We start from the raw sequence: 24,129 nt of genomic DNA, 5'->3' as shown, positions 1-24,129 counted from the left end.
TCATGACGGATAATCCAAATAAAAAATCGCTGTGGGATAAAATTCACATCGACCCAGCCATGCTGCTGATCCTGCTGGCCCTGCTGGTTTACAGCGCCCTGGTTATCTGGAGCGCCAGCGGCCAGGACATCGGCATGATGGAACGCAAGATCGGCCAGATCGCGATGGGTCTGGTCATTATGGTGGTGATGGCGCAGATCCCGCCGCGCGTCTATGAAGGCTGGGCGCCGTATCTCTACATTTTCTGTATTATTTTGCTGGTGGCGGTAGATGCGTTCGGTGCCATCTCAAAAGGGGCACAGCGCTGGCTGGATCTGGGCGTTGTTCGTTTTCAGCCCTCGGAGATTGCCAAAATCGCAGTCCCGCTGATGGTGGCGCGCTTTATCAACCGCGACGTCTGTCCGCCGTCGCTGAAAAATACCGCTATCGCCCTGGTGCTGATATTCCTGCCGACACTGCTGGTTGCGGCGCAGCCTGACCTCGGCACCTCGATCCTTATCGCCCTCTCCGGCCTGTTTGTCCTGTTCCTGTCGGGCTTAAGCTGGCGTCTGATTGGTATCGCGGTAGTGCTGGTTGCAGCGTTTATCCCTATCCTGTGGTTCTTCCTGATGCATGACTACCAGCGCCAGCGCGTCATGATGCTTCTCGATCCGGAAACCGATCCGCTCGGTGCGGGCTATCATATTATTCAGTCCAAGATTGCGATTGGCTCCGGCGGCCTGCGCGGTAAAGGCTGGCTGCACGGTACCCAGTCGCAGCTGGAGTTTTTACCGGAGCGCCACACCGACTTTATCTTTGCGGTACTGGCGGAAGAGCTGGGACTGGTTGGCATCCTGATCCTGCTGGCGCTCTACGTGCTGCTCATCATGCGAGGTTTGTGGATTGCGGCCCGCGCGCAGACCACCTTCGGCCGCGTCATGGCAGGCGGACTGATGTTGATTTTATTCGTTTATGTCTTCGTAAATATTGGTATGGTGAGTGGTATTCTGCCGGTGGTAGGCGTACCGCTGCCGCTGGTGAGTTACGGAGGCTCGGCACTGATCGTGTTGATGGCCGGGTTTGGTATCGTGATGTCGATCCACACCCACAGAAAAATGTTGTCAAAAAGCGTATAAAAATAAGGGGATCGGAATGCGTAAGCAGTGGCTGGGTATCTGCATTGCGGCAAGTTTACTTGCGGCCTGTACAAGTGATGATGGTCAGCAACAGGCAACCGTCGCGCCGCCGCAGCCTGCGGTGTGTAATGGCCCAATCGTTGAAATTAGCGGTGCCGATCCCGTTTATGAACCGCTGAATGCCAGCGCGAATCAGGATTACGAGCGCGACGGCAAAAGCTACAAAATTGTGCAGGATCCGTCCCGCTTTAGCCAGGCTGGCTTTGCCGCCATTTATGATGCTGAGCCGGGCAGTAACCTGACGGCATCGGGTGAAACATTTGACCCAATGCAGCTGACTGCGGCGCACCCGACGCTACCGATCCCTAGCTACGCCCGTATCACCAACCTGGCGAACGGCCGTATGATCGTCGTGCGTATTAACGACCGCGGCCCGTACGGTAATGACCGGGTGATTTCCCTGTCCCGCGCGTCTGCCGATCGCCTGAATACCTCGAACAACACCAAAGTTCGCATTGACCCAATTATCGTGGCGCAGGATGGTTCGCTCTCCGGGCCGGGAACCGCGTGTACCACGGTGGCGAAACAGACCTATGCCCTCCCCGACCGCCCAAATCTGGACGGCGGCATGGGAAGCGTCTCCTCGCCGGCAGAGCCTTCTCAGCCGGCGGGAGAAATACGCCCGATCAGCAATGACACGCTGCAAAGCGATGATGCCACTGGCGCACCGGTAAAAAGCAGCGGCTTCCTTGGCGCACCAACGAACTTAGCCTCGGGCGTGCTGGAGAGCAGTGAGCCGACGCCAGCCCCTGTTGCCGCTCCCGTCGTGCAGCAGCCTGCCCCGGTAACGGCTCCGGTCACGACCCAGAGCGCAGCCGTTGCCGCTCCCGCAGCAGCCAGCGGCGGCTTTGTCGTCCAGGTGGGCGCAGTGAGCGATCGGGCCCGTGCCCAGCAGTATCAGCAGCGTCTAAGCCAGCAGTTTGGCGTGCCAGGACGCGTTGAGCAAAACGGCGCGGTCTGGCGTATTCAGATGGGGCCGTTTGCCAGCAAGTCGCAGGCGGCATCCCTGCAGCAGCGTTTGCAGAGCGAGGCACAGCTGCAGTCCTTTATCGCTGTTACGAAGTAATTAATCGGCGGTATCCGAAATGTCAGTTTGTGTAAAACACATTCACAAACTCATGCTTAAAGTCGGATGCCTGCCTGAATAGCATTTGCTATAGTAAGGCACTTTTTTTAATTCCATCACGGATGTCGTAGTTCTGACCATGAAGACCACTTTTTCTGCTCGTTTTGTGCAGCGCATGGCGCTGACCACGGCCCTTTGCGCGGCTGCACTCTCTGCAGCTCATGCTGATGACCTGAATATCAAGACCATGATCCCTGGCGTTCCGCAAATCGACGCGGAATCCTACATCCTGATCGATTACAACTCTGGCAAAGTGCTGGCAGAACAGAATGCCGATGCCCGCCGTGACCCGGCCAGCCTGACCAAAATGATGACCAGCTACGTCATCGGCCAGGCAATGAAAGCCGGTAAGTTCAAAGAGACGGATCTGGTCACCATCGGCAACGATGCGTGGGCTACCGGGAACCCGGTTTTCAAAGGTTCCTCGCTGATGTTCCTGAAACCGGGAATGCAGGTTCCGGTTTCTCAGTTAATTCGTGGCATTAACCTGCAGTCCGGTAACGATGCCTGCGTGGCCATGGCCGATTTCGCCGCCGGTAGTCAGGATGCGTTCGTGGGCCTGATGAACAGCTACGTAAATGCCCTGGGTCTGAAGAACAGCCATTTCCAGACCGTACACGGTCTCGATGCAGACGGTCAGTACAGCTCCGCACGTGATATGGCGCTGATTGGTCAGGCGCTGATCCGCGACGTACCTAACGAGTATTCTATCTACAAAGAGAAAGAGTTCACCTTCAACGGCATTCGTCAGACCAACCGTAACGGCCTGCTGTGGGATAACAGCCTGAACGTTGACGGCATCAAAACCGGCCACACCGACAAAGCCGGTTACAACCTGGTAGCCTCTGCCACTGAAGGCCAGATGCGCCTGATCTCTGCCGTGATGGGCGGTCGCACCTTTAAAGGTCGCGAAACCGAGAGTAAGAAGCTGCTGACCTGGGGCTTCCGTTTCTTCGAAACCGTGAACCCGCTGAAAGCAGGCAAAGAATTTGCTTCTGAACCCGTCTGGTTCGGCGATAACGATCGTGCTTCTCTGGGCGTGGATAAAGACCTCTACCTGACCATTCCACGCGGTCGTATGAAGGATCTGAAAGCAAGCTATGTGCTCAACACCACCGAACTGCATGCCCCGCTGCAGAAAAACCAGGTGGTGGGCACCATCAACTTCCAGCTGGACGGTAAAACGATCGACCAGCGTCCACTCGTGGTATTGGAAGAAATTCCTGAAGGCAATTTCTTCGGCAAAATCATTGATTACATTAAACTGATGTTCCATCACTGGTTTGGCTAAAAATCGAACACTTGAAAGTGTGATTTTGATCCCCATATACTAAGTATCCTGATAACTCCCACCTGACGTGGGAGTTATTCTTTTTGACGTTACGCCGGAGCTGACATGAAAACCAAACTTAACGAACTGCTTGAATTCCCTACCCCGTTTACCTACAAAGTAATGGGTCTGGCGAAACCTGAGCTGGTTGATCAGGTGGTTGAAGTGGTACAGCGCCATGCGCCGGGTGACTACTCTCCGTCAGTAAAACCAAGCAGCAAGGGCAACTACCACTCGGTTTCTATTACCATCACTGCCACACATATCGAGCAGGTTGAGACGCTGTACGAAGAGCTCGGCAATATCGAAATCGTTCGTATGGTGCTGTAGCCCCTTTGCGGTTACCCGGTTTACCGGGTAACCCCTCTTCCCCGCTGTGATATACTCCCCCTCATCTTTTTCTCGTCTTCGGAGACGCGTTTTGTATCAGGATAAAATTCTGGTCCGTCATCTCGGGCTGCAACCTTATGAGCCTGTCTCTCAGGCTATGCACGAGTTCACCGATTCACGCGATGACACAACACCTGATGAGATTTGGCTGGTCGAACATCTGCCGGTATTTACGCAGGGCCAGGCGGGAAAAGCGGAACACTTATTAATGACGGGCGATATCCCGGTGATCCAGAGCGACCGCGGCGGTCAGGTCACGTACCATGGGCCCGGGCAGCAGGTGATGTACGTCCTGCTTAATCTGAAGCGCAGAAAGCTTGGCGTACGTGAGCTGGTGACGTTACTGGAACAGACCGTCGTCAACACGCTGGCGGAGTATGGTATTGACGCGCATCCGCGTGCCGATGCGCCGGGCGTCTACGTTGGCGAAATGAAGATCTGCTCTCTGGGGCTACGTATTCGTAAAGGTTGTTCCTTCCACGGTCTGGCATTGAATATTAATATGGATCTTACGCCTTTCCAGCGCATAAACCCCTGCGGCTACGCCGGCATGGAAATGACGCAAATGCGCCAGTGGGTCGATACCGCTACGCCAGAAAATATACGTCCCGTGCTTCTGAAGAATGTGTTAGCGCTACTTAACAATCCCCCGCACGAATATATCCCTGCTTAATATATCATCCAGAATGGCTCGATAATTTGACGGGCCACTGTTTATTTACCGCTTTTACGCTTTACAATAATCCGCAGATTCTATATTTTCGAAGCGCCCGAATATTGCCCTTACATATTATTTAGCCTCCGGACAGCACGGCATACACAGGCTAAGTAACTTGAGTGATAATCACACAACTGTTTGTTTTTGATAAACAAGTGGAACAAAAGCAACACTTTACGAATCTCTACAAGCATAATAAATAAATTGAACTATCATTCATGTTGTGAATGTATACGGAGTGAAAGCGTGGAGTATAATAATTTACCAGCCAAACGCCTGAATGACCCCGGTGGCGAAGATAAGCCGCAAATTTTTCGGACTTTACGTAATATTGATCTCAATTTACTGACTATTTTTGAGGCAGTATATGTCCATAAGGGTATCGTTAATGCTGCGAAAATTCTTAATCTCACGCCATCGGCAATAAGTCAGTCAATTCAAAAGCTACGGGCTATATTTCCCGACCCCTTATTTATCCGTAAGGGCCAGGGCGTCACGCCAACGGCCTATGCGACACATCTCCACGAATACATCAGCCAGGGGCTGGAGTCGATTCTGGGTGCGCTGGATTTAACCGGAAGCTATGACAAACAGAGAACCATCACCATCGGCTGCTCCCCTTCTGTCGGCGTGCTGGTGATGCCCGCGATCTTCCAGGCCGTGAAAGAGCAAGCGCCTCAGCTTCTGCTTCGCAATGTGCCTCTTAACGAACCTGACGTTCAGCTTGCTCAGTTCCAGACGGACCTGGTCATCGAAAGCGGCAGCTTTAGCGCCCGAGCGCTGGGGCAAAATGTGCTTTACGCCGATAACCTGGTGCTGGTTTGCCGCAGGCAGCACCCCGTCCTCAGCGAGCCGTTATCCATTGAAAACCTGCGCAACTACGACCACTCGTCTTTCATGACCGAAGGACAGTCTAACCACGCTCTGCGTCAGCGTATTGACGAAATTTTCCCGGAACGTCAGATCAGTTTCAGCAGTTACAATATGTTCACCACCGCATCCCTGATTGGCAGCAGCGATATGCTGTGCATCATGCCTTCACGCCTGTATAACCTGCTGCGGAAATGCTGGCCGCTGGAGAGTATTCCGCTAAGCCAGCTCAATGCAGAATCTATCGAGATTTCACTGCATTACAACAAGCTCAGCTTGCGCGATCCGGTACTGGAAAACGTCATCCGCATTATCCGTCAGGCCTTCTGACAGAGCGTACCCGTACACGTCCCTGCCGCTCGCAGGGCAAAAGGCACAAAACAACAACTATTTTACAAATTGGCGACCTGGCAGGCTGCTTTAACGCCCCTATAAATGATATACTGCCTGTCGTTCGTTCAAAAATAGTTGATAAATACAACATTCCCTTGAATTGAAACGCTTTCCTTCGATATTCGCAACTGGAACACGCACGCTATGAGTAAACCCATTGTGATGGAACGCGGTGTTAAATACCGCGATGCCGATAAAATGGCCCTTATCCCGGTTAAAAACGTGGCTACAGAGCGCGAGGCGCTGTTAAGAAAACCGGAATGGATGAAAATCAAACTTCCGGCAGACTCTTCGCGTATCCAGGGGATCAAAGCGGCGATGCGTAAGAATGGCCTTCACTCTGTTTGTGAAGAAGCCTCTTGCCCGAACCTTGCTGAATGTTTCAATCACGGCACCGCGACGTTTATGATTCTGGGTGCCATCTGTACCCGCCGCTGCCCATTCTGCGACGTAGCGCATGGCCGCCCGGTGGCCCCCGATGCCAACGAGCCGCAAAAACTGGCGCAAACCATCGCCGACATGGCGCTGCGTTATGTGGTTATCACCTCCGTTGACCGCGACGATCTGCGTGATGGCGGTGCTCAGCACTTCGCTGACTGCATTACTGCCATTCGCGAAAAAAGCCCGAACATCAAAATCGAGACGCTGGTTCCTGACTTCCGCGGCCGTATGGACCGCGCGCTGGATATCCTGACCGCGACGCCGCCAGATGTGTTTAACCACAACCTGGAGAACGTTCCGCGTCTTTACCGTCAGGTGCGTCCGGGAGCCGACTATAACTGGTCTCTGAAGCTGCTGGAGCGCTTTAAAGAAGCACATCCGCATATCCCGACCAAGTCAGGTCTGATGGTTGGTCTGGGTGAAACCAATGACGAAATCATCGACGTCATGCGCGATCTGCGCCGCCACGGTGTGACCATGTTGACGCTCGGCCAGTATCTGCAGCCAAGCCGTCACCACCTGCCGGTACAGCGCTACGTGAGCCCGGATGAATTTGACGAGATGAAAGCCGAAGCGCTGGCGATGGGCTTTACCCACGCGGCTTGTGGTCCATTTGTTCGTTCTTCTTACCATGCGGATATGCAGGCGAAAGGCGAAGAAGTCAAATAACGCCGTAATATTCATTTACAGTAATGCAAAAAAACCGGCCTCATGAGCCGGTTTTTTTTCGCAAGCCCTCAGGCATTGCCGTTACTCTTTGTGGGAAAGCTTCTCTGCCGGGATGTCGTCAGCGCTTTTCTTCGCGGCTGCGTCATCGTCGTTCATCGCTTTCTTGAAGCCTTTGATGGCAGCCCCCAGGTCACCACCCAGCGTGCGTAACTTCTTGGTACCAAACAGCAGGACGACCAGTGCGGCAACCACCAGCAGTTTGGTAATACTAATCTCACCCATAGATACCTTCTTTACTTAAAACAGGCTGCATTCAGCGCCAAAACCCGATCGTATTAACGGTCATTTGGCGCGTGCACACAATAGCAATCTGTAACAAGGTGAATCAAGCATTGTTGAAAAAAACATCACAATAATTGCGGTGGCGCAAAGCGACGGTTGCGAAGAACAGGTAATTGCTGACGCGCAAGCGCAACTCTTTCTAAAATTATCTCCGCCATCAGCAGAACCGGCGCTTCCGCTGCGGCGGCAATCGTCACTCCCAGGGGATCAACCACCCTGCTCTGCCCGATGTTTTTATTGCCGCACTCCCCGGCGGCAACAACATAACAGGTCGTGTCCAGCGCGCGTGCCGCAAGCAGCGTAGCCCAGTGTTGCTCTTTTAGCGGCCCCTTAACCCATGCGGCGGGCAATACCAGCACCTCCGCCCCCTGCAGCGCCAGATGCACCGCCAGCTCCGGGAAACGCAGGTCATAGCAGGTCATCAACCCCACCTTAAACCCGTCGATATCAATGAGCGGTGGGACGACATCTCCCGGATCAACGCGTCGCGACTCCTGGATGCTGAACGCATCATAGAGATGAAGCTTGGCGTAGCGCGCAACAATGGCACCGTCACGAATAGCCACCAGCGTATTCACTGCGCGACCCGGCGTTGAGGGAACGTGCACGGTTAAGACGGTGGTCATCGTACTGCCTACGCTCTGAGCGAGCAGCTGTTGTAAAAATTCGCCGTCAAGGGCCTGTGCGGACTTCACGGACAAATCCGGGTCGTTATCATCCCTTGCCAGCAACGCCTCAGGAAGCACCAGCAGCGACGCGCCTTTCTGTCGGGCCAGTATCATCAGGTTAACGCACTGCACTGCGTTAACCCGCCAGTCAGGCGTGACCGCAAACTGCCCTACCGCAACATACATATTTGTCCCCTCATTATAAACAGCGTTAAACTCGCTACTCTTACACATCAAATAGCAGGTATTTAGCGTGTTACAACTCCTTTTAGCTGTTTTTATTGGTGGAGGCACGGGGAGCGTTGCGAGGTGGTTACTGAGTATGCGGTTTAATCCCCTGCACCAGGCGATTCCATTAGGAACGCTGGCCGCCAACCTGATTGGTGCTTTTATTATTGGTATGGGGCTGGCCTGGTTTAACCGGATGACGCACATCGATCCCATGTGGAAAGTCTTAATTACCACCGGCTTCTGCGGCGGTTTGACCACATTTTCAACCTTTTCCGCGGAAACGGTTTTTCTCTTTCAGGAAGGTCGTATCGGCTGGGCGCTGGTGAATATCGCGATCAACATGATCGGATCTTTCGCGATGACGGGGATCGCATTTTGGCTTTTTTCCTCTGTAAGCACGCATTAACTGCCGGAGCGTTAATGTTGGCTTAATTTTTCTCTGTCACTCTGAAGGCAATACTGAACGAGGGTGACAAATGAAACAGAGTCTGATGAGCGCAGGCATGGTGTTGTTGAGCGTACTGATCGTGGCCAGCTTCCTGAAAATTTACCTGCTTGGCTGATTCATAACGAAAAAAACCCGCTCAATGAGCGGGTTTTGAAATTCTTGCTGACGCGTCTGAATTACAGAGCGATTACGTTAGCAGCAGAAGGGCCTTTGGCACCGTTAGTGATTTCGAACTCTACACGCTGACCTTCAGCCAGAGTTTTGAAACCATTAGACTGGATTGCAGAGAAGTGTACGAACACGTCTTTGCTGCCATCTTCAGGAGTAATGAAACCGAATCCTTTGGACTCATTAAACCACTTAACGTTACCTTTAATCTTAGACATCAAAATTACCTTTACATTAAAAAACGACACAAATGCTGTGTCGGTTACCAGTACATCAATTGTGGGACCTTTTGTCCAGCGGATCTTTGACAAAAAGTGACTAAAGTCGCGTTAATTTTCACTGACAGATTTTTATCGCTTACGAATCAACGGCTGCACGTTTTTTCACCACCAGGTAATGTTTTGTCAGTTAAAACTGAAAACGCATCCAGGCGAAGTAAACATTACCGTTGTTATAGGTTCCCGGAATGTAGGTCATCTGGAACGTTGCAGGGCCGTATCCAACAGAGGCCAGAGGCAGCAATACGGGGATCGGAATGTACTTCCAGTTGTCGCGCGCGGTCACCCCGGCGGTATAACCCAGACCAACGTGGAAGTTCTCATCCGCCAGCGGGCGCCAGGTTTTTTCCCAGCCGTAGCCGCCAATCGGTTCCCACTTGTTAAAGGAGTCTTTGAAGGCCATCAGATAGATGCCATGCCAGTTTCCTTTATCATCCCAGCGCGACTGACCAAAACCCGCTCCCCAGGGACGCTCGTTGTATTTATCCGTTTTCTCTTTGTCGTAAGCAAAGCGCGCATGCCACGTTATTGCCGGGACATAGAGATCATAATGTTCAGGCGCTGACCAGGTCTGCGAAACATTATCCGTAAAAGTAGAGAACCAACCTTTGTCCGTCGCGTTGTTCTCTGCCTGTGCAACAGAAGAAAACGTTAACTGGCCAATAATAAACAATAAAATAGAGAAAAAAGTATTACGTACAATCACAATGCAATTACCATTCTTGATATTCGAGGCAAAGTTTAACATAGAATAATTGAACCAAGCCTTAACGGCATCACCCCTACTCTTAAATATCAGGACACTTTTCGGGAATATTCTTAAAGCGGCGTTCTGCTTATCCCGAATAAACCCTCATCATGTACGCCTAATGTCTGTTAACCGTCTCCAGTACTAACAGGCCAGACCACACAAAAGTTTAACATTTTGTTATCATTACATAGACATGTTACGCTGTCTTTGCCGGTCAAGATCCTTATGACATAAATGCCTTAGCCATGGCAAAAACGCTGTTATGCTGTTCGTTAGTCGTCTGTTTATTGATTTTAATCAGCAAGGGCGGGCCATTAATTCGGCACATTTTCATCCTTCATTTTTATATTAATTTTTTATATCTCAGGGCAGAAAGACACAGGGGAAATCATGCTTACGTTTATCGAACTCATAATTGGGGTCGTTGTCATTGTGGGTGTAGCTCGCTACATCATTAAAGGATACTCAGCCACGGGCGTTTTATTTGTCGGTGGTTTAACGCTGCTGATAATCAGCGCAGTAATGGGTCATCAGGTTTTACCTGCCAGCGCAGCCAGCACGGGCTACACCGCCACGGATATTGTTGAATATATTAAAATCCTGCTCATGAGCCGCGGTGGCGATCTGGGTATGATGATCATGATGCTGTGCGGTTTTGCAGCCTATATGACCCATATCGGCGCGAACGACATGGTTGTGAAGCTTGCCTCGAAACCCCTGCAGTACATTAACTCGCCGTATCTGTTGATGGTTGCCGCCTATTTCCTCGCCTGCCTGATGTCGCTGGCCGTTTCATCGGCAACCGGGCTTGGCGTACTGTTAATGGCCACGCTGTTCCCGGTGATGGTGAACGTGGGCATCAGCCGTGGGGCAGCGGCGGCAATTTGCGCCTCCCCGGCGGCCATTATTCTCTCCCCGACGTCAGGAGACGTTGTGCTGGCGGCGAAAGCAGCCGAAATGTCGCTTATCGACTTCGCCTTTAAAACCACGCTGCCGATCTCGATTGTCGCCATTGTGGGAATGGGTATCGCGCATTTCTTCTGGCAGCGCTATCTTGATAAGAAAGAGAACATCAGCCATGAAATGATGGATGTAAGCGAAATCACCACCACAGCGCCGGCGTTCTATGCCATTTTGCCGTTCACGCCGATTATCGGCGTGCTCATTTTTGACGGGAAATGGGGCCCGCAGCTGCACATTATTACTATCCTGGTTATCTGTATGCTGTTAGCCGCTGTGCTGGAGTTCGTGCGCGGTTTCAACACCCAAAAAGTCTTCTCCGGCCTTGAGGTCGCGTATCGCGGTATGGCAGATGCGTTTGCTGGCGTGGTGATGCTGTTGGTTGCAGCAGGTGTCTTTGCCCAGGGTCTGAGCACGATCGGCTTTATCCAGAGCCTGATCTCCATCGCCACCTCGTTTGGCTCGGCCAGTATTATCCTGATGCTGGTCCTGGTGGTACTGACCATGCTGGCGGCAATGACCACCGGTTCCGGGAATGCGCCATTTTACGCCTTCGTTGAGATGATCCCTAAGCTGGCTCACTCGTCCGGTATCAACCCGGCTTATCTTTCCATTCCCATGCTCCAGGCTTCAAACCTGGGTCGTACCATCTCGCCTGTCTCAGGCGTGGTGGTGGCGGTTGCCGGGATGGCCAAAATCTCGCCGTTTGAAGTGGTGAAACGCACGTCAGTGCCGGTGCTGGTTGGGCTGATCATCGTCATTATTGCTACCGAAGTGCTGGTTCCCGGCGCCGCCTAAGTGAAATTCCTGATTACCTAAAAGCGCCTGCGGGCGCTTTTTGTGCTTTAATAACCCACAAAAATGAATTGCGCACAACCAATCAGGAAATCACATGTTCAGGAAGGATATTGTTATCCCGTCTGGCGCAGTAGCGCTTGCACTCAGTCTCTTCTCAGCACAGGCCGAACCCCTCAAGGCCACGCAGTACGGCGATTTCGATCGCTATGTGCTGGCTTTATCCTGGCAAACGGGATTTTGTCAAAGCATGGTCGAGCGTAACCGCAATGAACCGGATGAATGTCGTCTGCAAAAAGAGCGCGACAATAAAACCGATTTTCTGACCGTTCACGGGCTATGGCCCGGCCTGCCGAAATCCATTGCCGCACGCGGCGTGGATGAACGTCGATGGATGCGGTTTGGCTGCGCCACGCGCCCTATCCCGAACATGCCGGAAGTGAAGGCCAGCCGCAAATGCGCAGCAGCCGAAACCGGGCTGTCGCTTTCCGGCGCGGCTAAGCTGAACGAGGTCATGCCGGGCGCGGGTGGAAACTCCTGTCTGGAACGTTACGAATATGCCAAACATGGCGTCTGCTTTGGTTTTGATCCCGATGCCTATTTCGGCACCATGGTGAGAATGAATCAGGAAATGAAAAACAGCGCCGTCGGTCATTTCCTTGCGGAAAATTACGGTAAAACCGTCAGCCGGAGTGATTTTGACAACGCCGTTGCCAAAAGCTGGGACAAGGAAAATATCAAAGCCTTCAAGCTGACCTGCAACGGTAATCCGGCGTATCTGACCGAAATGCAAATTTCACTCAAAGCAGACACCATTAACGCCCCGCTTTCTGCGACATCCTTTGCTCCGCAGCCGCATCCAGGCAACTGCGGAAAACAATTTGTCATTGATAAGGCCGGTTACTGATCGCCCACCACCGGTCGCACCATGTCAAACCGGTGTTCGTCACTGATGCCATAGTAAGCCGTCGGCCCACCCGCGCGCAGGATGGGCTGCGCTTTCGCCGTCTGGTATATGCCCTCTTCCAGCAACGTTTCGGCAATATGGATCCCGACCACTTCTCCCAGCACCAGCCAGGTATCCACCGGCGTACCGTCGGCGCCGGTAAGCTGAATGCACTGAGACAGGCGGCACTCAAAGTTGACCGGGCTTTCCGCCACGCGGGGGGCGCTCACCAGCTGGCTTGCCGCAGGCGTTAATCCGGAAAAGGTAAATTCGTCCTGGTCGTGAGGCAGCATGGCAGAGGTCTGATTCATCGCTTCCGCAAGATCGCGCGTTGCCAGATTCCAGACAAACTCCTTTGTTTCAACAATATTATGCACGCTGTCCTTCCAGCCGTTGCTTGAAAAGCCAATGATCGGCGGGCGATAGTTAAAGCAGTTGAAGAAGCTATACGGCGCAAGGTTGAGCTGACCGGCCTGGTCGCAAGAGGAGATCCAGCCAATCGGACGGGGGCCGACAATGGCGTTCAGCGGGTCATGCGGCAGGCCATGCCCCTGAGACGGTTGGTAGAAGTACATAGCGCTCTCTCGTTGGTAAGGGCTGCGGCGAATGATGTTTCGCGCAGCGCCCGGGTTCAGAACATACAGCGTAACGCAATCCGCCAGGAATGAAGACTGAATAAATTTCAGTGAAAATTCATATGGCACATGAATGTGACCTTCATCACTTCAAACTTGCGCGTTCAGCCAGTATCATCGGGAGAGTTAAACCCTCGCTGCCAGACGGCGAGGGTTTTCTTTTGGATTGGTTTCTGCGTTAGACGCAGCATTAACGACATGGAGTAAAAAATGTCCAGACCTACAATCATCATCAACGAGCTCGACGCAGAACGTATCGACAGGCTGCTGGAAAAAGCAGAATTCGCCTCACTTCCGGTGGCCGATGCTCTGAATGAGGAACTCGACCGGGCGCAGATGTGCACGCCTGAGACGATGCCGCATAACGTGGTCACCATGAACAGCCAGGTGAAATTCCGCAACCTGACCACCGGTGAAGAGCTAACCCGCACGCTGGTTTACCCGGCCCAGATGACGGACAGCAGCGCGCAACTTTCGGTTCTTGCGCCGGTGGGGGCCGCACTGCTGGGGCTGCGCACGGGCGATACCATCCACTGGGAATTGCCGGGCGGTGCCTCCACCCATCTGGAAGTGCTGGAGCTGCTCTACCAGCCAGAAGCCGCGGGCGATTACCTGCGTTAATGTCATTCTGAACAAACGCGACCCGCGTTGCACAGAGGATGCGCCTGCATCCTCTTTCCGAACATCTTCACCCGATTGCGCTACATCGCAGGACAGTAACTTGAGCGCCACCGACAAGTGACCTCATACCACGCCGCCCGGGAACGCATTTACCAGGCCCTTCACTTTTTGCTCAGCGGCCTCAGGCGTTTCCGCGCCGGGCACCAGAATCACCTTCCGGCACTCCTCCTCCCGTTTTTCGAAAATCTTATAGGCACGTTCCGCATCCGCCAGGGGGAGATAATGCGTCACAATCTCTTCCGGCGTCAGCAACCCTTTTTCGATCAGCGGTAACAGTTCGCCCAGCCAAGCGTGGACGTGCGTCTGGCCCATCTTAAACGTTAGCCCTTTATCGAAGGCATCCCCAAACAGGAAGCCATGAATAAACCCGGCATACACGCCGGGTACGCTGACCACCCCGCCGCGCCGGACGGCAGCGATACACTGACGCAGCGCTTTGCCGCTGCTGCCCTCAATTTTAAGGTTGCTGAGGATCGTCTCCGTTGTGCTGCCCTTGGCTTCGAACCCGACGGCATCAATGACGGCATCGACACCCCGCTGCCCGGCGGTTTGCTCGATTATCTTTTCCGCCGCGTCGTTATCATCATCAAAATTGATGGGGATAGCACCGTAGCGCGCCTCGGCAAACCGCAGCCGATAGGGGTGATGGTCGATAACAAAAATCTGCTCAGCCCCTAACAGCCGTGCGCAGGCAATCGTCAACAACCCCACCGGACCGGCACCGAAAACGGCGACGCTGGAGCCTTTTTCAATCTGCGCATTTTTTGCCGCCTGCCAGGCGGTGGGTAAAATATCAGAAAGAAACAGGGCCTTATCATCGGAGAGCAGCTGCGGCACCTTAAACGGTCCGACGTTGCCTTTCGGCACGCGCACATATTCCGCCTGCCCTCCCGGCACGCCGCCGTAGAGATGGCTATAGCCAAACAGCGCTGCCGGCGCGGGAATTTGCTTTTTGTTCAGCGCAGCGCCCTGCCCGGCATTGGTATTCTCACAGGCAGCGTACTGCTGCAGACGGCAAAAGAAGCAGTCACCGCAGGCGATGACAAAGGGGATCACCACGCGATCGCCTTTTTGCAGGTCCTTCACCTCTCGACCGCACTCGACGATCTCGCCCATAAATTCATGTCCAAAAATGTCGCCGTGCTGCACCTTTGGGATCTTTCCACGATAGAGATGCAGGTCGGAGCCGCAAATCGCCGTGGCCGTGACGCGCAGGATGATATCGTCGGGCTGTTCAATGATGGGATCGGGGACATTCTCAACGCGAACATGGTGCGGACCGTGGTACGTGAGTGCTTTCATGCGACCTCCGAAAGGTTTCAGGTAAGTTTATAAAGGGTAGCTACCCCTGAAAGTCTGCCGGGAAATACGCGCCTTTTGAGATTTATCCTGGCGAGAGAGGAAAAGTGCCGAAGCGCTTACAGAAACCATTCATATTTTGTGGTTGAATGTATCCAGCGTTTATAAACAAGGAGAAACGGTTATGTATAAGACAATCATTATGCCGGTTGATGTTTTCGAAATGGAACTGAGCGACAAAGCTGTTCGCCACGCGGAATTCCTCGCGCAGCAGGACGGAATTATTGATCTTTTACACGTCTTACCGGGCTCTGCCAGCCTGAGCCTGCACCGCTTTGCCGCCGACGTGCGTCGCTTTGAGGAGCACTTACAGCACGAAGCCGAAACGCGGCTGCAGACCATGGTCGGGCATTTCAGCATCGACCCTTCCCGCATCAAAACCCACGTCCGGTTCGGTAGCGTGCGCGATGCCGTCAATGAACTGGCCGCGGAGCTGAATGCAGACGTGGTGGTGATCGGTTCACGTAATCCTTCCATTACCACTCACCTGCTGGGGTCGAACGCCTCCAGCGTGATCCGCCACACCCATATTCCGGTGATGGTGGTCCGGTAAATACCAACAAAAAACCCCGCTTTCGCGGGGTTTTGTTTATCAGTACAGGTGACCAATATTGACGATGGTGCTGACGGTATCGCCGAAGAAGGTCAGGCGGCTGAGCACCACGCCCACCAGCAGGAGCGCAAACACCGCTTTCTGCATCGGCTGGCGCTTCAGCGATAACGCGCCACCCACAACGCAGCACAGCAGGCTGCCCAGATAGAGCGGCGAGCTTAACCAGGCGTGAGCGGTCATTTTCATGATGGTACCGCCGCTGAGCCACATCACCGGCGCGGCAATCAGCAGCGCCATCAGGGCGATAATCCCCTGGCGCAGCGCGGCGTTTGATCCTTTCAGCCCGAGCAGCGGCGTTGCGGCACAGCCCATCACCCAGACCGTCGCAAAGAACAGCATCATGGTGATGCCGTTGGCAATGGCCTGCATCGCCGGTGCCGCGTAGGTCATTCCCTGCACCACCACCAGCAGGATCCCGAACAGGGACGCCAGCAGCGCTGCGCCTTTGTTTCCCTTACTCAGGAAGGCCAGCCCAATCATGGCGCCGTACAGGGTCGCGCCCAGAATTTCGCGGCTCAGCCAGGCATGTTTCAGGTTAATCAACGCGTTGTATGCGTGTTCCGGGTGCGCCAGATGCAGCACGGCGGCAATGGAGGCAACGCCCAGAATCAGCCCAGTAATTAGCCAGTGAAGGCGGGTGCCATGCACTTCACCACGCAGCGTGCGCCAGGTCAGAAGCAGCGTCATCCCGACGGACATCTGGCTTAGCACGGTAAAGATAACGAGCGGTAATTCATACTTTTCCATTATTTATCCCCCGGCTGTTTTGGCTGACGGGCCAGAATGAAGCGCGTACCCGGATTAAGCTGAGGCATCTTCGGGAAGCCCGGCGGATACTGCACGGCATTGTTCGGCAGCGGATCGGCATCCAGATCGATAATCGACAGGGCACCGACCGGACACGCGTTCACGCAGGCCGGGGCCATACCGATATCGAGACGTTCATAGCACATGCTGCACTTCTCCGCCTTTTGCGTCTCTTCATTGAAGCGCGGCGCGCCGTACGGGCAGTTACGGATGCAGTTTTTACAGCCGATACAGCGTTCAGGGTTATGGACCACCACGCCGTCATCACGTTTGGTGTAGGCTTCCACCGGGCATGCCGCCAGACAGGCCGGGTTTTCACAGTGGTTACAGGCCAGCGAGAAAAACGCACGCTCCTCATGCGGATAAATTTCTTTATCCAGCGGATAGACATAGCGCCAGAAGCGATCCGGCTCAAGCTGGTTAAAGCTCTTGCAGGCCATGGCGCATCCGCGGCAGCCAATACATTTATCACTGTTCACTAAAAATGCGCGTCTCATGCGTCTGCTCCTTCATTCGCGATAAGGGCAATGTCGACAAACTGGCTGTGGATCGCCGCGCCAGGCGCGCCGGTTGCCATCTTGCCCATATCGGCTGGCGTATCTTTCACGACGTTCTGCACGTTGTACTTAAGCTTGTTAAACCAGGACTCATACATCACCAGGAAATCTTCCGGCACGTTGGTGGTAATCTTCGCCCGCAGCTCCACTTCGCCAACGTCGTTAAACACGCGGACTTTCGCCAGCTCGCGAATCCCCTTCTTGTGCGCGGCGGCTGGGTGGATATAGACAAACGGCTCCGGCCAGAAGACCTGCATCCAGTCGAGGTTGACGAACTGAGAGTGGAGGCCGTACTGCAAATGCGGAGTAAACAGATGGAACGGCAGCTTGCCCTCCGCGGCAGGCAGATACTCCGGCAGCGCTTTATGGCCGTTCTTTTCACACAGCTCGGAGAGGAACTCATACTTGCCCGATGGCGTTTTAAACTTGCGGTCGTGCCAGGCCGCCGAGCTGACCATTTTGGCTTTCACCGGCCCATCCAGCAGATCGTCCCAGGAGCGGATGCCGAACTGCTTCGCCATGCCCTCATTGAACTCAAGGTCGAGCCATTTTTTCTGGTCAATGTCCTGCGGGAAGGTACAGGAGCCCGGCTCCATTTTGTTGATGGTACGCGAGAGCAGCACGGCAATATCCAAATCGCTCTTGCACTCGTACATCGGTTTAATGGCCGGTTCATTCACCGAAAGCCAGTAATGCCAGTAAGACGACGACAGGTTCCAGTGCTCAAAGGTGGTGGTCACCGGCAGCACAATATCGGCATGCTGCACCGTCTCGTTGAAGAACTGATCGACGCAGACCACCATCTCCAGCTTGCTGAAGGCTTTTTCCATTTTGTTGCGGTCAAAGTCCTGCGCGAACGGGTTCTTGCACGCCACCCACAGCATACGAATGGGCGGATCGTTGGCATCAAGAATGCTCTGCGCGGTCTGGTTCAGGTTCAGCGCGCGGTCGGAATAGTGGCTCTTTTCGCCGCTGTCGCTGACGAACTCCCCTACCGGGCCGCTTTCTCCCACCATGCCAACAGATCCGACCGGTGGCTTCTGCGTCATCGCATGATAGTTGTAGCCCCAGGTCTGCAGATGGCCGTAGCGGGCACCGCCGCCTTCCACACCGATGTTGCCTGTCATGGCAACAAAAGCGTCAATGGCGCGCACGTTCGCCCCACCGTTGACGTGGCGCTGCATCCCGTAGCCGATCCAGACGGTGGCAGGTTTTACCGCGGTGAACTCTTCCGCCAGCTGGCGAATCACCTCTGCCGACAGGCCACAGATTTCAGATGCCCACTCCACGGTAATATTGCTGCGCAGATACTGTTCAAATTCCGGGAAGCCGTGCGCGAAGTTGTTCACAAACTCCTGGTCGACGCGGCCAATATCCAGCAGGTGCCGCGCCATTCCCAGCGCCAATGCGCCGTCCGATCCCGGGCGCACGCGCAGATACAAATCGGCTTTCGCGGCGGTTTGCGAGAACAGCGGATCAATGACCACCACTTTCGCCCCTTTCTCACGCGCCTGATAGATGTACTTCATGGTATGCATGGAGCACCAGGCCGGGTTTGCGCCCCAGATAATGATGTATTTGGCTTTCACCAAATCTTCCGGGTCGTTACACCACATGTCGCCCATGTCGTAGTGCTGGGCATCGATCCCTGCTGGCCAGCATGGCGTACCGGCGAACCGCGTGGTGTAACCGAGAGAAGACATCATCCCCTCCACGGCATAACTCATCACGCCGAGGTTGCCGGAGTATTTCGACAGCGCCAGACCGAGCATCGATCCGTCTTTCTTTTTAATCTCCAGCATCTTGCTGGCAATGCGCTGCATGGCCTCATCCCAGGAGATGCGACGCCATTTACCGCTGCCGCGCCCATCCTGGATCATCGGGTATTTAATACGGTCCGGGGAGTAGACCCGGCGCGGGTAGGTCAGCCCTTTCACACACGGGGCACCGTGTGTAAACGTGGACTCGCTTGCCCCGTCAACGAAGGTGATGACATCATCTTTGACCCAGGTTTTTAAGCTGCAGGTGTCGTAGCAGTTACGCGGGCAAGCGTTACGGAAAATTTTGTAGGTTTTTGGGTTAAACGGAATGGGGGGCTGTGCCATGGCACATCGGGATGATAAGAGTCCGCCGGGTAATGCGGCAACGGTACCCAGCGCAATCAGTCCTTTTAAAAAGGATCGCCGATTTAGCTGCCCTTTATCAATACTCATAATATTACTCTCGTCTTTAATTCATCAAACCAATTAGTCATCTGCAACGCGAGACATTTAATTGCGGATGTTTTCGCGCAATCCTTTATTTTTGCGATAAATGCGGGGAGCCATAATTCAAGATGCCCCTGCACAAAGCGGGCGAGTGCGTCATGATATTGCGGCGAATGTCTGGCATGCGCGGAGAGCATCACCACCAGCTCCATTTCATAGCTGACGTGATCGTCGGGAACGCTATTTTCCCCGGTCACAAAAAGCCCGATGCTGCGCAGGAATTCGCGTACGCTCAGCGTTGTAGCGCCCATCAGCAGAGGCTCTTCGTCCAGATACACCGAGGCATAAGGCGGCGCCAATAGCGTTGCAGGGCCGACAAACAGGGCGTTGAAATCATACTCAACCTCTAACGCCTCATCCTGCTGCCAGGTTTCACTTTCCGGGAATAAAGGATGTAACGAAGCGCATCGCGATGCCATGTCCGCCGCGTTAAAGAAATCACGAAACATCAATCCCTTTATTTCAAATGGGGTTAACGTCTCATATATTGAAGAAGTAGATGTATCTTTGCCATTCATATTAAATATAAATATTTATCGCTATAAAAACGACAAGATATTATCAGCAGGCTTATTATTTTCTTTGATCGAAGCAGGTAATTAACGCATGAAGGGGTTAATAACGAGGATAATTGAGGGTAAAAAAATCCAAAAAAAAAGCCACCTCATAAAGAGGTGGCTACTGCAGGTATGTCTTACTTTCTTTTATTATGCGGTTTTGGTGCGGATCAGGTAGTCAAACGCGCTCAGGGACGCTTTTGCACCTTCGCCAGTCGCGATGATGATCTGCTTGTACGGCACGGTGGTGCAGTCACCCGCGGCAAATACGCCCTTCACGCTGGTTTCACATTTCGCATCGATGATAATCTCGCCCATGCGGTTGCGCTCAATCGCGCCTTCCAGCCAGGTGGTGTTCGGCAGCAGGCCAATTTGTACGAAGATCCCCGAAAGCTGAACGCTATGAACGTCGCCGCTTACGCGGTCACGGTACTCCAAACCGGTCACTTTGCTGCCGTCGCCCTTCACTTCCGTGGTCTGCGCGTTCAGCACGATGTCGACGTTTTTCAGGCTGCGAACTTTATCCTGCAGCACCTGGTCGGCCTTCATTTCTGGCGCAAACTCCAGCAGCGTCACGTGTTCAACAATACCCGCCAGGTCGATAGCCGCTTCCACGCCGGAGTTACCGCCGCCGATCACCGCCACCCGTTTGCCTTTAAATAACGGGCCATCACAGTGCGGGCAATAGGTCACGCCTTTGGTACGGTACTGATCTTCGCCCGGCACATTCATGTTGCGCCATTTTGCCCCGGTGGCAACGATCACGCTGCGAGCTTTCAGCACCGCGCCAGAGGCGGTTTCAATCTGGTGTAAGCCCCCTTCCACCGCCGCCGGAATCAGCTTGCTGGCGCTCTGGCTGTCGATCACATCTACCTCGTAATCGCTGACATGAGCCTTCAGCGCACCGGCCAGCTTCTGACCTTCGGTTTTTGGTACGGAAATGTAGTTTTCAATGTCCACGGTATCCAGCACCTGTCCGCCAAAGCGTTCGCCCATAAGACCGGTACGAATACCTTTACGTGCAGAGTAAACCGCTGCCGCCGCGCCCGCAGGGCCAGAGCCGACAATCAGCACATCGTACGCATCGCGTTTGTTCAGTTCTTCCGCCGCGCGTTTTTCCGCGCCGGTATCCACTTTCGCGACGATTTCCGTCAGCGTCATGCGGCCCTGGCCGAACTCCTGGCCGTTCAGATACACCGCCGGAACGCCCATCACGTTGCGATCGGTAATTTCATTCTGGAAGGTACCGCCGTCAATCGCCGTGTGTTTGATGCGCGGGTTAAGGACCGACATCAGGTTCAGCGCCTGCACCACGTCCGGACAGTTGTGGCAGGAGAGCGAATAATAGGTTTCAAACTCAAAATCACCGTCGATATCGCGGATCTGCTCCAGCAGCGCCTGCGCTTCTTTTGACGGATGACCGCCGGTCCACAGCAGCGCCAGCACCAGTGAGGTAAATTCATGCCCCAGCGGGGAGCCGGCAAAACGCGGTCCCTTGTCCGAGCCCGGGTTAGTAATCAGGAAAGAGGGTTTACGAACCGCAAGCGAATTGTCTTCTTTGAAGGTCACTTTCGGAGACAGTTCAGCGATCTCTGCCAGCAGCTCTTTGATTTCTGCCGATTTCGCGCTGTCGTCCAGCGTGGCAATCAGCTCAACGGGTTTAGTCAGTTTCTCAAGGTAGGCCTTGAGCTGGGTTTTCATATTGGTGTCGAGCATAGTTCTTCCCTCTCTTAAGACGTCATCATGCAAGCTGCCTTTGCGGGCGGCCTGAATGCAACTTGCATCATGGTGCTGGAATGAAATGGGCGCGGGGGCGCCCATTGATTGCCGGATGGTGAAAACTTAGATTTTACCGACCAGGTCCAGGGATGGAGCCAGGGTCGCTTCGCCTTCTTTCCATTTAGCCGGGCACACTTCACCTGGGTGAGAAGCCACGTACTGAGCCGCTTTCACTTTACGCAGCAGGTCAGAAGCATCACGGCCGATACCTTCAGCGGTAACTTCGATAGCCTGGATAATGCCCTGCGGGTCAACCAAGAAGGTTGCACGGTCGGCCAGGCCTTCATCTTCACGCATGTTGTCGAAGTTACGGGTCAGGGCGCCAGTCGGGTCGCCGATCATCGCGTATTTGATTTTCGCGATGGTTTCAGAGCTGCTGTGCCACGCTTTGTGGGTGAAGTGGGTATCGGTAGACACAGAGTAAACGTCTACGCCCAGCTTCTGCAGTTCGTCGTAATGGTCAGCCACGTCGCCCAGTTCGGTCGGGCAAACGAAGGTGAAGTCAGCCGGATAGAAGAAGAAGACGCTCCAGCGACCTTCGGTATCTTTCTCGGTTACTTCAATGAACTCACCGTTTTTGAACGCCTGGTTTTTGAAAGGTTTAATTTTAGTGTTAATCAAAGACATCTGTACTTCCTCCGTGTTTTCGTTGAGAGCTAAGGTAACCAACTTTGCTCATCGGGGCTAATGCGTATGCTTTATCAAATCAATCAGCCAAACCTTACAACTTCAACAAGACAGCAAGGTGAACCTGCTGCGGTACTCCAGAAAGTATAAAGGCCGCCTCAACGGGCGGCCCTGATACCTGAATGCCCGCAGGTACATTCAGTGCCAGCCGAGGCTGGCGTTGCGTTGCGCTCTACATACCTTGTATCAAGGTCGTAACAGCAAGTTGATTACACCACCAGCACCCATCGAGAGCAATCCATCAAAAGCGCGTTCCTGCCTATGGCTGTGATAGGTTTTGACTGAGAGAAATACATTACGCTCGTAAATTAACTTTACGTAATCAATTTACGGCAATATATAAATGTCAACATTTATTAAATTAAACCCAGCCCATTCAAAGATAAAATTATCTTAATCTCACATGTAATTCTATTTCAATAATCCGATGGCGTGATATATTAAGATAACTTAAATAACACTTTAAGTTAGTTAACCACAAGGATTGTAAATGGTTAGCTTTAATCTATAGTTATCATCAATATGTTAACAACAGACTCACGGCAAACAGGATGACACATGGCAAATCTTTATGACCTTAAAAAATTCGACCTTAATTTACTGGTCATTTTTGAGTGTATCTATCAACATCTTAGCATCAGCAAGGCCGCTGAAACGCTTTACATTACCCCTTCAGCCGTCAGTCAGTCTTTGCAACGCCTGCGTGGCCAGCTTAACGATCCGCTGTTTATCCGTTCCGGCAAGGGGATCTCCCCCACGACCGTCGGGACTAACCTGCACCTGCATCTTGAGCAAAACCTCAATCAGATTGAGCAGACCATCAACCTGATGCATAGCACCGATATCAATAAAAACTTTGTCATTTATTGTTCTCAGATGGTGACGCCAGGCTACCTTCTCAACCCTATTCAGTTGTTGATGAATCAGGAAAATTGCTCAGTAGAACAACGTGATATGCTTGTTTCTGCGGAGTCAGCAGAGGATTTACTGGCCTACCGTAAAGCCGATCTCATTTTTACCGTGGCGCCCGTTAATAATCGCTCCGTTGTCTGCTCGCATTTCACCACAATTCCCACAGTCATGATCTGCCGCGAAGACCATCCCAGAATAGGTACAGAAGTCTCCGTCGAGGAGTTGTACCAGGAAAAGTTCACGATGTATCAAAGCACCAACAGTGGCGTGAAGGAGCGTCAGGCTGAAGTCAACGAGGCGTTCCCGGAAAGAAACATCGCGTTTCGGTCAGACTCCCTCAGTTCGCTTCTCTCCATGATCGCCATGTCTGATTTAGTTGGTTATATTCCTGTGTCCATTTTTGAAACCTATAAAGCGGCCTTAAAATTAAAAATCGTTAACACTCCCTTTAAATTACCTGAAGTGGACATCTATATGGTCTACAACCGCGCGTCGTTAAACAGCAGCGTATTCGCCAGCTTTATTGAAAAAATGCATAAGCTGGCTCAATAGAATGGACGCGTCATCGCGAAGGTA

25 protein-coding genes are annotated in these 24,129 nt (G+C 53.2%); 13 read left to right on the top strand and 12 right to left on the bottom strand.

From position 1 onward, the window contains the following. The first annotated feature begins 2 nt into the window (after nucleotides 1-2). The 7 genes from mrdB (at nucleotide 3) to lipA (ending at nucleotide 7,112) form a co-directional block, all read left to right on the top strand. The gene (mrdB, locus tag IM313_RS08000) at nucleotides 3-1,115 is read left to right on the top strand and encodes a peptidoglycan glycosyltransferase MrdB (protein WP_013097590.1); all 1,113 of its coding nucleotides are present in this window, start codon (nucleotides 3-5) and stop codon (nucleotides 1,113-1,115) included. Between the two features lie 16 nt (nucleotides 1,116-1,131). Next, entirely contained in the window at nucleotides 1,132-2,241 is a 1,110-nt protein-coding gene (gene rlpA, locus IM313_RS07995) for an endolytic peptidoglycan transglycosylase RlpA (protein WP_028012337.1), read from the top strand. Nucleotides 2,242-2,380: 139 nt separating this feature from the next. Beyond that, nucleotides 2,381-3,592: a D-alanyl-D-alanine carboxypeptidase DacA gene (dacA, locus tag IM313_RS07990; protein WP_045261014.1), complete on the top strand. Its 1,212-nt coding sequence runs from the start codon at nucleotides 2,381-2,383 to the stop codon at nucleotides 3,590-3,592. 105 nt (nucleotides 3,593-3,697) lie between these two features. Next, nucleotides 3,698-3,961: a DUF493 family protein YbeD gene (gene ybeD / locus IM313_RS07985; RefSeq protein WP_003858718.1), complete on the top strand. Its 264-nt coding sequence runs from the start codon at nucleotides 3,698-3,700 to the stop codon at nucleotides 3,959-3,961. A 91-nt stretch (nucleotides 3,962-4,052) separates the two neighbouring features. Then, nucleotides 4,053-4,694, top strand: a complete 642-nt coding sequence (gene lipB / locus IM313_RS07980; protein WP_028012335.1) for a lipoyl(octanoyl) transferase LipB — start codon at nucleotides 4,053-4,055, stop codon at nucleotides 4,692-4,694. A gap of 291 nt (nucleotides 4,695-4,985) precedes the next feature. Continuing rightward, a complete protein-coding gene (locus IM313_RS07975) occupies nucleotides 4,986-5,939 on the top strand; it encodes a YbeF family transcriptional regulator (protein WP_032644843.1) in 954 nt (317 codons plus the stop codon). A gap of 207 nt (nucleotides 5,940-6,146) precedes the next feature. Beyond that, nucleotides 6,147-7,112, top strand: a complete 966-nt coding sequence (gene lipA / locus IM313_RS07970) for a lipoyl synthase (protein WP_028012333.1) — start codon at nucleotides 6,147-6,149, stop codon at nucleotides 7,110-7,112. An 81-nt stretch (nucleotides 7,113-7,193) separates the two neighbouring features. On the opposite strand, the gene tatE is transcribed toward lipA, so the two are convergent. Next, entirely contained in the window at nucleotides 7,194-7,394 is a 201-nt protein-coding gene (tatE, locus tag IM313_RS07965; protein ID WP_028012332.1) for a twin-arginine translocase subunit TatE, read from the bottom strand. Between the two features lie 125 nt (nucleotides 7,395-7,519). Next, on the bottom strand, nucleotides 7,520-8,308 hold the full coding sequence (locus IM313_RS07960; protein ID WP_192971412.1) for a deaminated glutathione amidase: 789 nt from the start codon (nucleotides 8,306-8,308) through the stop codon (nucleotides 7,520-7,522). A 67-nt stretch (nucleotides 8,309-8,375) separates the two neighbouring features. Between IM313_RS07960 and crcB the strand changes: the two genes are divergently transcribed. Next, nucleotides 8,376-8,759, top strand: a complete 384-nt coding sequence (gene crcB / locus IM313_RS07955) for a fluoride efflux transporter CrcB (protein WP_041910922.1) — start codon at nucleotides 8,376-8,378, stop codon at nucleotides 8,757-8,759. Between the two features lie 218 nt (nucleotides 8,760-8,977). Here the strand turns inward: crcB and cspE are convergent, their stop codons facing one another. Next, nucleotides 8,978-9,187, bottom strand: coding sequence for a transcription antiterminator/RNA stability regulator CspE (cspE, locus tag IM313_RS07950; protein ID WP_002439184.1), 210 nt, complete (start codon nucleotides 9,185-9,187; stop codon nucleotides 8,978-8,980). 190 nt (nucleotides 9,188-9,377) lie between these two features. Further along, entirely contained in the window at nucleotides 9,378-9,995 is a 618-nt protein-coding gene (gene pagP, locus IM313_RS07945; protein WP_080339189.1) for a lipid IV(A) palmitoyltransferase PagP, read from the bottom strand. A 393-nt stretch (nucleotides 9,996-10,388) separates the two neighbouring features. Between pagP and dcuC the strand changes: the two genes are divergently transcribed. After that, nucleotides 10,389-11,756 carry an anaerobic C4-dicarboxylate transporter DcuC gene (dcuC, locus tag IM313_RS07940; protein ID WP_192971413.1) on the top strand — a complete coding sequence of 456 codons (1,368 nt, stop codon included), beginning with the start codon at nucleotides 10,389-10,391 and terminating at the stop codon, nucleotides 11,754-11,756. 94 nt (nucleotides 11,757-11,850) lie between these two features. Beyond that, complete coding sequence (gene rna, locus IM313_RS07935; RefSeq protein WP_192971414.1) at nucleotides 11,851-12,660, top strand: ribonuclease I; 810 nt, start codon at nucleotides 11,851-11,853, stop codon at nucleotides 12,658-12,660. Here the strand turns inward: rna and IM313_RS07930 are convergent. Then, a complete protein-coding gene (locus tag IM313_RS07930; protein ID WP_192971415.1) occupies nucleotides 12,654-13,274 on the bottom strand; it encodes a flavin reductase family protein in 621 nt (206 codons plus the stop codon). The two genes, rna and IM313_RS07930, sit on opposite strands and share 7 nt — an antisense overlap. Before the next feature lie 270 nt (nucleotides 13,275-13,544). On the opposite strand from IM313_RS07930, the gene rnk reads away from it, so the two are divergent. After that, entirely contained in the window at nucleotides 13,545-13,955 is a 411-nt protein-coding gene (gene rnk, locus IM313_RS07925) for a nucleoside diphosphate kinase regulator (protein ID WP_045261020.1), read from the top strand. 123 nt (nucleotides 13,956-14,078) lie between these two features. Here the strand turns inward: rnk and IM313_RS07920 are convergent, their stop codons facing one another. Continuing rightward, on the bottom strand, nucleotides 14,079-15,317 hold the full coding sequence (locus tag IM313_RS07920) for a zinc-dependent alcohol dehydrogenase (RefSeq protein WP_028012324.1): 1,239 nt from the start codon (nucleotides 15,315-15,317) through the stop codon (nucleotides 14,079-14,081). A 181-nt stretch (nucleotides 15,318-15,498) separates the two neighbouring features. Between IM313_RS07920 and uspG the strand changes: the two genes are divergently transcribed. Beyond that, on the top strand, nucleotides 15,499-15,927 hold the full coding sequence (gene uspG / locus IM313_RS07915; protein ID WP_192971416.1) for a universal stress protein UspG: 429 nt from the start codon (nucleotides 15,499-15,501) through the stop codon (nucleotides 15,925-15,927). 39 nt (nucleotides 15,928-15,966) lie between these two features. On the opposite strand, the gene IM313_RS07910 is transcribed toward uspG, so the two are convergent. The 6 genes from IM313_RS07910 to ahpC all read right to left on the bottom strand — a co-directional run bounded on the left by IM313_RS07910 (nucleotide 15,967) and on the right by ahpC (nucleotide 22,581). Next, nucleotides 15,967-16,734, bottom strand: coding sequence for a DmsC/YnfH family molybdoenzyme membrane anchor subunit (locus tag IM313_RS07910; RefSeq protein WP_041910926.1), 768 nt, complete (start codon nucleotides 16,732-16,734; stop codon nucleotides 15,967-15,969). Then, nucleotides 16,734-17,291, bottom strand: coding sequence for a 4Fe-4S dicluster domain-containing protein (locus IM313_RS07905; RefSeq protein WP_028012321.1), 558 nt, complete (start codon nucleotides 17,289-17,291; stop codon nucleotides 16,734-16,736). The genes IM313_RS07910 and IM313_RS07905 overlap by 1 nt, the downstream gene beginning before the upstream one ends. Further along, nucleotides 17,288-19,564 (bottom strand): molybdopterin-dependent oxidoreductase, encoded by a 2,277-nt coding sequence (locus tag IM313_RS07900; RefSeq protein WP_063154718.1) that lies wholly within the window; start codon nucleotides 19,562-19,564, stop codon nucleotides 17,288-17,290. Before IM313_RS07900 ends, IM313_RS07905 begins: the two co-directional genes overlap by 4 nt. Then, a complete protein-coding gene (locus IM313_RS07895) occupies nucleotides 19,561-20,067 on the bottom strand; it encodes a molecular chaperone (RefSeq protein ID WP_050590012.1) in 507 nt (168 codons plus the stop codon). The genes IM313_RS07900 and IM313_RS07895 overlap by 4 nt, the downstream gene beginning before the upstream one ends. 258 nt (nucleotides 20,068-20,325) lie before the next feature. Further along, a complete protein-coding gene (gene ahpF, locus IM313_RS07890; protein ID WP_028012318.1) occupies nucleotides 20,326-21,891 on the bottom strand; it encodes an alkyl hydroperoxide reductase subunit F in 1,566 nt (521 codons plus the stop codon). Nucleotides 21,892-22,017: 126 nt separating this feature from the next. Further along, complete coding sequence (gene ahpC / locus IM313_RS07885; RefSeq protein WP_192971417.1) at nucleotides 22,018-22,581, bottom strand: alkyl hydroperoxide reductase subunit C; 564 nt, start codon at nucleotides 22,579-22,581, stop codon at nucleotides 22,018-22,020. Between the two features lie 618 nt (nucleotides 22,582-23,199). On the opposite strand from ahpC, the gene IM313_RS07880 reads away from it, so the two are divergent. Next, complete coding sequence (locus IM313_RS07880) at nucleotides 23,200-24,105, top strand: LysR substrate-binding domain-containing protein (protein ID WP_048999858.1); 906 nt, start codon at nucleotides 23,200-23,202, stop codon at nucleotides 24,103-24,105. Nucleotides 24,106-24,129 lie beyond the last annotated feature (24 nt).

The organism is Enterobacter cloacae complex sp. P2B, assembly GCF_014895985.1.
GTDB classification, from domain to species: Bacteria; Pseudomonadota; Gammaproteobacteria; order Enterobacterales; family Enterobacteriaceae; genus Enterobacter; species Enterobacter bugandensis.
This window is presented reverse-complemented; position numbering and strand designations above follow the sequence as displayed.

What these genes read in the sequence shown, in the direction of transcription:
- mrdB (WP_013097590.1), top strand. Translation starts at nt 3, where the DNA reads ATGACGGATAATCCAAATAAAAAATCGCTGTGGGATAAAATTCACATC.
- rlpA (WP_028012337.1), top strand. Translation starts at nt 1,132, where the DNA reads ATGCGTAAGCAGTGGCTGGGTATCTGCATTGCGGCAAGTTTACTTGCG.
- dacA (WP_045261014.1), top strand. Translation starts at nt 2,381, where the DNA reads ATGAAGACCACTTTTTCTGCTCGTTTTGTGCAGCGCATGGCGCTGACC.
- ybeD (WP_003858718.1), top strand. Translation starts at nt 3,698, where the DNA reads ATGAAAACCAAACTTAACGAACTGCTTGAATTCCCTACCCCGTTTACC.
- lipA (WP_028012333.1), top strand. Translation starts at nt 6,147, where the DNA reads ATGAGTAAACCCATTGTGATGGAACGCGGTGTTAAATACCGCGATGCC.
- tatE (WP_028012332.1), bottom strand. Translation starts at nt 7,394, where the DNA reads ATGGGTGAGATTAGTATTACCAAACTGCTGGTGGTTGCCGCACTGGTC.
- IM313_RS07960 (WP_192971412.1), bottom strand. Translation starts at nt 8,308, where the DNA reads ATGTATGTTGCGGTAGGGCAGTTTGCGGTCACGCCTGACTGGCGGGTT.
- cspE (WP_002439184.1), bottom strand. Translation starts at nt 9,187, where the DNA reads ATGTCTAAGATTAAAGGTAACGTTAAGTGGTTTAATGAGTCCAAAGGA.
- pagP (WP_080339189.1), bottom strand. Translation starts at nt 9,995, where the DNA reads ATGTTAAACTTTGCCTCGAATATCAAGAATGGTAATTGCATTGTGATT.
- dcuC (WP_192971413.1), top strand. Translation starts at nt 10,389, where the DNA reads ATGCTTACGTTTATCGAACTCATAATTGGGGTCGTTGTCATTGTGGGT.
- rna (WP_192971414.1), top strand. Translation starts at nt 11,851, where the DNA reads ATGTTCAGGAAGGATATTGTTATCCCGTCTGGCGCAGTAGCGCTTGCA.
- IM313_RS07930 (WP_192971415.1), bottom strand. Translation starts at nt 13,274, where the DNA reads ATGTACTTCTACCAACCGTCTCAGGGGCATGGCCTGCCGCATGACCCG.
- rnk (WP_045261020.1), top strand. Translation starts at nt 13,545, where the DNA reads ATGTCCAGACCTACAATCATCATCAACGAGCTCGACGCAGAACGTATC.
- IM313_RS07920 (WP_028012324.1), bottom strand. Translation starts at nt 15,317, where the DNA reads ATGAAAGCACTCACGTACCACGGTCCGCACCATGTTCGCGTTGAGAAT.
- uspG (WP_192971416.1), top strand. Translation starts at nt 15,499, where the DNA reads ATGTATAAGACAATCATTATGCCGGTTGATGTTTTCGAAATGGAACTG.
- IM313_RS07910 (WP_041910926.1), bottom strand. Translation starts at nt 16,734, where the DNA reads ATGGAAAAGTATGAATTACCGCTCGTTATCTTTACCGTGCTAAGCCAG.
- IM313_RS07905 (WP_028012321.1), bottom strand. Translation starts at nt 17,291, where the DNA reads ATGAGACGCGCATTTTTAGTGAACAGTGATAAATGTATTGGCTGCCGC.
- IM313_RS07900 (WP_063154718.1), bottom strand. Translation starts at nt 19,564, where the DNA reads ATGAGTATTGATAAAGGGCAGCTAAATCGGCGATCCTTTTTAAAAGGA.
- IM313_RS07895 (WP_050590012.1), bottom strand. Translation starts at nt 20,067, where the DNA reads ATGTTTCGTGATTTCTTTAACGCGGCGGACATGGCATCGCGATGCGCT.
- ahpF (WP_028012318.1), bottom strand. Translation starts at nt 21,891, where the DNA reads ATGCTCGACACCAATATGAAAACCCAGCTCAAGGCCTACCTTGAGAAA.
- ahpC (WP_192971417.1), bottom strand. Translation starts at nt 22,581, where the DNA reads ATGTCTTTGATTAACACTAAAATTAAACCTTTCAAAAACCAGGCGTTC.
- IM313_RS07880 (WP_048999858.1), top strand. Translation starts at nt 23,200, where the DNA reads ATGGCAAATCTTTATGACCTTAAAAAATTCGACCTTAATTTACTGGTC.